Origin of the sequence: Pelomicrobium sp. (genome assembly GCF_036803785.1) — a bacterium.
Lineage (GTDB): Bacteria > Pseudomonadota > Gammaproteobacteria > Burkholderiales > UBA6910 > Pelomicrobium.
Genome location: NZ_DAIRTR010000150.1, coordinates 1 through 6,607 on the forward strand (window position 1 = coordinate 1; position 6,607 = coordinate 6,607).

The window sequence follows — 6,607 nt, forward strand, 5'->3', positions numbered from 1 at the left end:
CAGTAGAGCATGATCTTCTGGCACCCTCACTTTGCCTGTCTCTTCCCAGGGGCTCGATATGGCTTTTGACTGGACGGCCCAACTCGGGCCGACAGAATGCCCGCAGAGCACCTGCCCATGGGGAGTTTGCAAAGGGCGCTCGCCTAGGGCGTCGGGTCGTGCGGAAGGCACCCATTTTCCGGCGGCATATATATCGTAGTACGATATATGTTATCTTAGTCGCAATACGACATAATGTCAACAAAGCTCCAACCCATTGAACCTATTGGAACGAACGGTCGTGCCTGAGCGAGCGCCAGCAGACATGCCTCACTTGGAAGCCGACGACTATCGGCTGCTGGCGGAGTTTCGCCGTGCCCTGCGCCGTTTTATGCGCTTCAGTGAATCGGCAGCGGAGAAGGCCGGTCTTACCGCCCAGCACTACCAGGTGCTGCTCGCGCTGCGGGCGGCAGCACCGGAGCGGCTTTTGACGATCAACGATCTGGCGCAGGAGCTGTTGATCCGCCACAACAGCGCGGTCGGTCTCGTCGATCGGCTGAGCGGTCGTGGCTTAATTGAGCGCGTGCCCTCTCCCATCGACCGCAGGAGGGTCCACCTGCGACTGACGACTAATGGTCATCGCCTGCTCGAGCGCCTTGCCGAGGTGCACCAAGAAGAGTTACGCCGGATCGGCCCCCAGCTGGCGGAGTTGCTACAGCGGATCACCCATGCGACCGCCAGCCGGGGCCGCCAGCGTGGAGGTCCGCAACGGGAGGCAAGGCACCCGGTGCCGCAGAAAGCGCCCAGCTCAGCACGTGATTCCCTGCTCCGCGACCGATCGGTAAGCCGTACGGCGCCGGAGCGCCCTGCGCGCTCATTGCGCCGCGAGAGCAAATAAAAGCGGTAGCCGCCACGGGATACTGAATCGGGCGCTGCACCACAGCCGGACCCTCGTGATTCGCGGGGAGAATAACCAACTCAAGGCGGAAGCAGGCATCCTTTTCCCGTTCCAGCCTCCTGGCAACTTGCATAGGGAGTCGATTCCCAAGGCCGGCAGCGCATCCAATCTCAGCGCCATATCTGACAAGCATAGGCCTGCCTTTCCCGAATCCCTTTTCGCATTCCTCGCCCCAACGGCTTGGTAGGGGATTACGACGCTCCTCCAGCGAGAGCCTCCATTCCCCGCGTCGGTCCCTCGCCCTTCAAATTCGCTGACGCATCACCACTAAAGGAAAGCATGCTTTCCGCGGGATGGTTTAAATAATTCCAAAAAGGAATAAAAAAATAAATCTCTATTCTTTGAAATTATATATCTTGCGTTTATCCTGATCAGGCTTGCTCGCATCCACTTTCGAGCACTGAGCATGAGCCGACTGGATGATCTGACCACACCGCTGAGCCAGGAGAAAGCCGAGCTCCTCGGCCGACTGTTGGAAGGGCTGTCCCCAGAACAAGCTGCATGGATCAGCGGCTACCTGGCCGGGCTGTCGGTCGGCCACCGTGCTTTCCCCGCGCCAACGGGCGCGACCGCGATTCAGTCCGAAGTGACGATCCTATTCGGTTCTCAGACCGGCAACGCCCGGCAACTGGCTCGTCGACTGCAGGAAAAGCTGGCCCAAGCGGGCTTGCGGGCCAAAGTGGAGGACCTCGGCGCCTACAAGAAAAGCCGGCTCAAAGCCGAACGGCATCTGCTGATCGTCACCAGCACCTACGGGGAGGGCGAGCCTCCGGACAACGCCAGAGACTTCCACGAATTCCTCTTGAGCGAGCGTGCCCCGCGGCTAGCAGAGCTACGGTATGCCGTGCTCGCGCTGGGCGACCGGGGCTACGAACGGTTCTGCCAGACGGGCCGGGATTTCGACGCCCGCCTGGAGGCCCTGGGGGCGCGGCGTCTCTATCCCCTTGCCGAGTGCGACGTCGATTTCGAAGGGACGGCGGCGGCCTGGATCGAGGCCGTGGTCGAGCGTCTCGGCAAGGAAATGGGCCCGCTCCCGGCACCGATTCCCGCGCTTTCCTGGCCGGCGATTCAGCCGGCGGAGAAAGCCGAGCCAGTCCACACGCGGAACAATCCCTACCCGGCGCGAGTCGCGGACAACATCAAGATCACCGGCCGGGGCTCCACCAAGGATGTGCGCCACCTGGAGCTGGCGATCGAAGGCTCGGGGCTCGTCTTCCAACCTGGCGATGCCCTGGGGGTGGCCCCGCGCAACTGCTCCGTGCTGGTGGAGGAGATCCTAGCAACGCTAGGGCTCGACGGTGCCGAGCAGGTCGCCTTGTCCAAGGGCGGCGAGGCGAGCCTTGCGGAAGCGCTCGCTCGCGATTACGAGATCACCACCCTCACCCGTCTTTTCCTCGAGCGCTGGGCCGCTCTTTCCGGAGCAACCGAGCTGCTGGCGCTCCTCCAGGAGGAAAATCAGGGCCGGCTCAGGGAATTTCTGGCCGGGCGCGAGATCATCGACGTGCTCCAGGCCTACCCGGTACGGGGCCTGAAGGGAGAAGAATTCCTGAAGGTATTGCGCCCCTTGCAACCGCGGCTCTATTCCATCGCCTCCAGCTACGAGGTCGATCCCGATACGGTGCATCTTACTGTGGGGGTGGTGCGCTACGAAGCCCGCGGGCGGGCCCGCAAAGGTGTGGCGTCCACTTTCTTGGCAGAGCGGGTCGCTGAGACGGATACCGTGCCCGTCTATGTTCACCCCAACGACAACTTCCGCCTGCCGGCCGATCCTGACACTCCCATCATCATGGTGGGAGCAGGTACCGGGATCGCCCCCTTTCGGGCCTTCGTCGAGGCTCGTCAAGCAAGGGGGGCGCGGGGCCACAACTGGCTGATCTTCGGCGAGCGCCACTTCCGCACCGATTTCCTCTACCAGCGGGAGTGGCTGGACTACCGCCGCCAAGGCTTCCTGCAGCTTGACGTCGCTTTTTCCCGGGACGGTGTCAACAAGGACTATGTGCAGCACCGCCTGCTGGATCGAAGCCGCACGCTTTACGCGTGGCTCGAGGAGGGTGCCCACTTCTACGTGTGCGGAGACGCGAGCCGCATGGCCCCCGATGTCCATGAAGCTCTGATCGAAGCGGTACGTAGCGCCAGCGGCCGCACGCGGGAAGATGCTGTCGCCTACGTAAAGGAGCTGCAGGCGGCCGGCCGTTATCAGCGGGACGTGTACTGATGGGCGAACCCTCGACTTCCGGCCTCACGCTCGCCGCCGAGGAGGCACTCAAAGCGACGAGCAATTTCCTGCGGGGCACCATCGCCATCGGCCTGGAGGATCCCGTCACCGGCGCGATCTCCGAAGAGGATGCCAAGCTGCTCAAGTTCCACGGTAGCTACCAGCAGGACGATCGAGACCTGCGCCTGGAGCGCCAGCGCCAGAAGCTGGAGCCCGCCTATTGCTTCATGGTGCGGGTCAGGATGCCCGGGGGCGTGTGCACGCCCATTCAATGGCTGGCCCTGGACGAACTTGCCCGCACCTACGCCAACGGGACGTTGCGCATCACCACACGCCAGACCTTCCAGTTTCACGGCGTGTTGAAACGCCATCTGAAACCTTTGATCGCCGGCATCAATCGAGCGCTGCTCGACACCATCGCCGCCTGTGGCGACGTCAACCGCAACGTCATTTGCCACAATAACCCCTACCTCACGCCGGTGCACGGGGAAGTCCACCGCATCGCCCGGGCCATCAGCGATTACCTTCTGCCCCGTACCCGGGCTTACCGGGAAATTTGGCTGGACGAAAAACCCGCGCCTGATGCGCCGCCTGAGGACGAGCCCCTATACGGACCCACCTATCTGCCGCGGAAGTTTAAGATCGGACTCGCCGTGCCCCCCGTCAACGACGTGGACGTCTTCGCCCAGGATCTCGGCTTCATCGCCCTCGCCGAGGACGAACGGCTTCTCGGTTTCAACGTGGCGGTGGGTGGAGGCATGGGAATGAGCCACGGAGAGCCGGCCACCTATCCGCGGCTCGCGGAAGTGATCGGTTTCTGCCCGCCGGAGAAGGCGGTGGAAGTGGCGGAGCAGGTGGTCAAGATCCAACGAGACTATGGGGACCGCACCAACCGCAAACACGCCCGGCTCAAGTACACCCTCGACGATCGGGGGGTCGGTTGGTTCCGGGAGGAGCTGGAGAAGCGTCTCGGCTGGCGCCTGGAGACACCTCGCCCGTTCCGCTTCGAGTCAACCGGCGATTCTTTCGGTTGGTTCCAAGATCGGGAAGGAAACTGGCACCTCAGCCTGTTCGTGATGAGCGGGCGCGTTCAGGACACCGCGGAGGTGCGACTCATGACCGCGTTGCGGGAGATCGCCCGCAGGCACGACGGGGATTTTCGCTTGACCGCCAACCAGAACGTGACGGTGGCCCGCGTCAGGCCTGCCAACAAGGATGCCTTCGATCAGATCCTGCAGGCCCACGGCGTGCGGCTGCCCCAAACCCTGGGCGCCTTGCGGCTCAACGCCCTGTCCTGCGTCGCCCTGCCCACCTGCGGTCTCGCCATGGCGGAGGCCGAGCGTTGGCTTCCAACCCTGGTAGGGCGCCTGGAAGGGCTATTGCATAGACTCGGTCTCCAGGAGCTGCCCATCCTGCTGCGGGTCACAGGATGCCCCAACGGCTGCGCCCGGCCGTATCTGGCAGAGATCGGACTCGTGGGCAAGAGCCTGGGCCGCTATAACCTCTATCTGGGGGCAGGTTTCACCGGGGAACGGCTCAACCGGCTGTACCGGGAAAACCTGTCTGAGGACGAAGTTGTAGAAGTCCTCGCTCGCCTTTTCGAACATTACGCCGAAGGCCGAAATCCGGGCGAGCGATTCGGCGACTTCGTCGTGCGCGCGGGCTACGTGAAGCCAGTGCATGCCGGAAGGCAGTTCCACGACTTGCGCTGAGCAAGCTATCCAGCTACTGCGCTAACGATGCTCTGCCATCGAATCCAAAGGAGAAACGCATGGCCAATTATCTGCTGATCGAATCGCGGGATCCCTTCGATAGCAACGACGTCTCCAATTACTACCAGCTCGCGCGGGACCTGGCGCGAGAAGGCAACCCAGTCACCCTGTTTCTCGTCCAGAACGGCGTGCTGCCGGTCCGTCGCAGTGCGCACAGCCCGGGCCTTTCGGAGACCGTGCGTGCTGGGGTGAAAGTGCTCGCAGACGGGTTTTCCCTGCGGGAGCGGGGTATTCCTGCGGACCAGATCGTGGAGGGGGTGGCGGTAGCGGACCTGGAGGTAGTAGTCGACGAGCTCGCCGCCGGCACCAAGACCTTCTGGCATTGAAAGGAGCAGGACCATGGCGACTCGCAAAACCCTGACCTTTGCCCTGATGGACCCCCCTTACGAGAGCGCCCGCAGCACCACGGCGCTGCGGCTGATCGCCATCGCGGCCCGGCGCGGCTACCAGATCAACGTGTTTGCCTACGAAGGTGCCGTCTGTCTGCCCTTCGCCAAGCAAACACCCCACGCGAACGCCGTGCACGGCCGGGACGTCGAGGAGGAGAACCACCCGTTGCCGCGTAAGTGGATCGCCGCTCTGATCAAGGAGGCCAAGGAAAACGGCGGCCGCCTTGACTGGGTGAACTGCGGATTGTGCGTCGATGAGCGGGGTGTGGGCGAAGCCATCGAGGGGGTACGCCGCGGGAGCCCAGCCGACTTCTGGAAAATGGCCGAGGCCTCTGACAATACCCTGGTCATCCCGACGAAGTAAGGAGAAGGGCGATGAAGGTGCTCAACGTGATCGAAACGGCCTACCGCGCAACCCTTGAAGAGCAGGACGATACCATCGTATGGCTCACCCATGCGATGAAGAATGCTGGCGCCGATCTGGACGTGCTGCTCCGTGGCAACGCGGTCAGCTACGGCGTAAAAAATCAGGACGCCTCGGGGCTCGCTTTCGGCACGGAGGTGCAAACGCAGCCGCCTCGCATCGCCGACGACCTGGGCAAGCTGGTGGCGAAAGGGGTACACGTCTACATCGTGTCCGAGGACCTGACCGAGCGGGGAATCGACCAGGCAGATCTGATCGAAGGCCTTACCGCCATCTCGCGTATCGGCATCGCCACCCTGCTCGGAAAATACGACCAGATCTGGCATTGGTAGCCGCCCCGCCAGCGGAGCGGTTTCCGGCGCGAGCGCCGATCAGGCAGCCGCCTGGAAAGGATGCCGCAGCACGATGGTTTCCTCCCGCTCGGGCCCGGTCGAGATGATATCCACCGGCACGCCGCAGATGGCCTCGATCCGGGCCAGGTAGTTACGCGCCGCCTTCGGCAGCTCCTCCAAACGCTTCAGCCCCACGGTGCTCTCCTTCCAACCCGGCACTTCCTCGTAGATAGGCTCGCATTCTGCCAGCGCGTCCGCACCGGCCGGCAGCAGGTCGTAGCGGCGCTCGCCGACACGGTAGCCCACCGCGAGCCGCAGCTTCTCCACCCCGTCCAGCACGTCCAGCTTGGTGACGCACAATCCGGACACGCCGTTGATCTGAATGGAGCGCTTGAGCGCCGCTGCATCGAACCAGCCACAGCGTCGGGGACGACCGGTGGTGGCGCCGAACTCGTTGCCCCGAGCCGCCAGATGCCGCCCTGTGTCGTCGATCAGCTCGGTGGGAAAGGGACCACCCCCCACCCGGGTGGTGTATGCT

General features: G+C 63.4%; 7 protein-coding genes. 6 read left to right on the forward strand and 1 reads right to left on the reverse strand.

Going from position 1 to position 6,607, the window contains the following annotated elements; all coding sequences use genetic code 11:
• Positions 1 to 313 precede the first annotated feature (313 nt).
• The 6 genes from V7Q81_RS13720 (at position 314) to V7Q81_RS13745 (ending at position 6,069) form a co-directional block, all read left to right on the forward strand.
• Positions 314 to 877, forward strand: coding sequence for a MarR family winged helix-turn-helix transcriptional regulator (locus V7Q81_RS13720; RefSeq protein ID WP_333844307.1), 564 nt, complete (start codon positions 314 to 316; stop codon positions 875 to 877).
• Between the two features lie 466 nt (positions 878 to 1,343).
• On the forward strand, positions 1,344 to 3,152 hold the full coding sequence (locus tag V7Q81_RS13725; protein WP_333844310.1) for an assimilatory sulfite reductase (NADPH) flavoprotein subunit: 1,809 nt from the start codon (positions 1,344 to 1,346) through the stop codon (positions 3,150 to 3,152).
• Positions 3,152 to 4,864: an assimilatory sulfite reductase (NADPH) hemoprotein subunit gene (gene cysI, locus V7Q81_RS13730; protein WP_333844314.1), complete on the forward strand. Its 1,713-nt coding sequence runs from the start codon at positions 3,152 to 3,154 to the stop codon at positions 4,862 to 4,864. Before V7Q81_RS13725 ends, cysI begins: the two co-directional genes overlap by 1 nt.
• A 59-nt stretch (positions 4,865 to 4,923) precedes the next feature.
• Positions 4,924 to 5,250 (forward strand): DsrE family protein, encoded by a 327-nt coding sequence (locus V7Q81_RS13735; RefSeq protein WP_333844317.1) that lies wholly within the window; start codon positions 4,924 to 4,926, stop codon positions 5,248 to 5,250.
• Between the two features lie 13 nt (positions 5,251 to 5,263).
• Entirely contained in the window at positions 5,264 to 5,677 is a 414-nt protein-coding gene (locus V7Q81_RS13740) for a DsrE/DsrF/TusD sulfur relay family protein (RefSeq protein ID WP_333844319.1), read from the forward strand.
• Between the two features lie 11 nt (positions 5,678 to 5,688).
• Positions 5,689 to 6,069 (forward strand): DsrE family protein, encoded by a 381-nt coding sequence (locus V7Q81_RS13745; protein WP_333844322.1) that lies wholly within the window; start codon positions 5,689 to 5,691, stop codon positions 6,067 to 6,069.
• A 39-nt stretch (positions 6,070 to 6,108) separates the two neighbouring features.
• Here the strand turns inward: V7Q81_RS13745 and V7Q81_RS13750 are convergent.
• Positions 6,109 to 6,607 (reverse strand): adenylosuccinate synthetase (locus V7Q81_RS13750; RefSeq protein WP_333844324.1); only part of this gene is annotated, 499 nt, incomplete at its 5' end.

Bases quoted from the DNA above. Each gene is read 5' to 3' on its own strand.
- V7Q81_RS13725 (WP_333844310.1), top strand. From the start codon at position 1,344: ATGAGCCGACTGGATGATCTGACCACACCGCTGAGCCAGGAGAAAGCC.
- cysI (WP_333844314.1), top strand. From the start codon at position 3,152: ATGGGCGAACCCTCGACTTCCGGCCTCACGCTCGCCGCCGAGGAGGCA.
- V7Q81_RS13735 (WP_333844317.1), top strand. From the start codon at position 4,924: ATGGCCAATTATCTGCTGATCGAATCGCGGGATCCCTTCGATAGCAAC.
- V7Q81_RS13740 (WP_333844319.1), top strand. From the start codon at position 5,264: ATGGCGACTCGCAAAACCCTGACCTTTGCCCTGATGGACCCCCCTTAC.
- V7Q81_RS13745 (WP_333844322.1), top strand. From the start codon at position 5,689: ATGAAGGTGCTCAACGTGATCGAAACGGCCTACCGCGCAACCCTTGAA.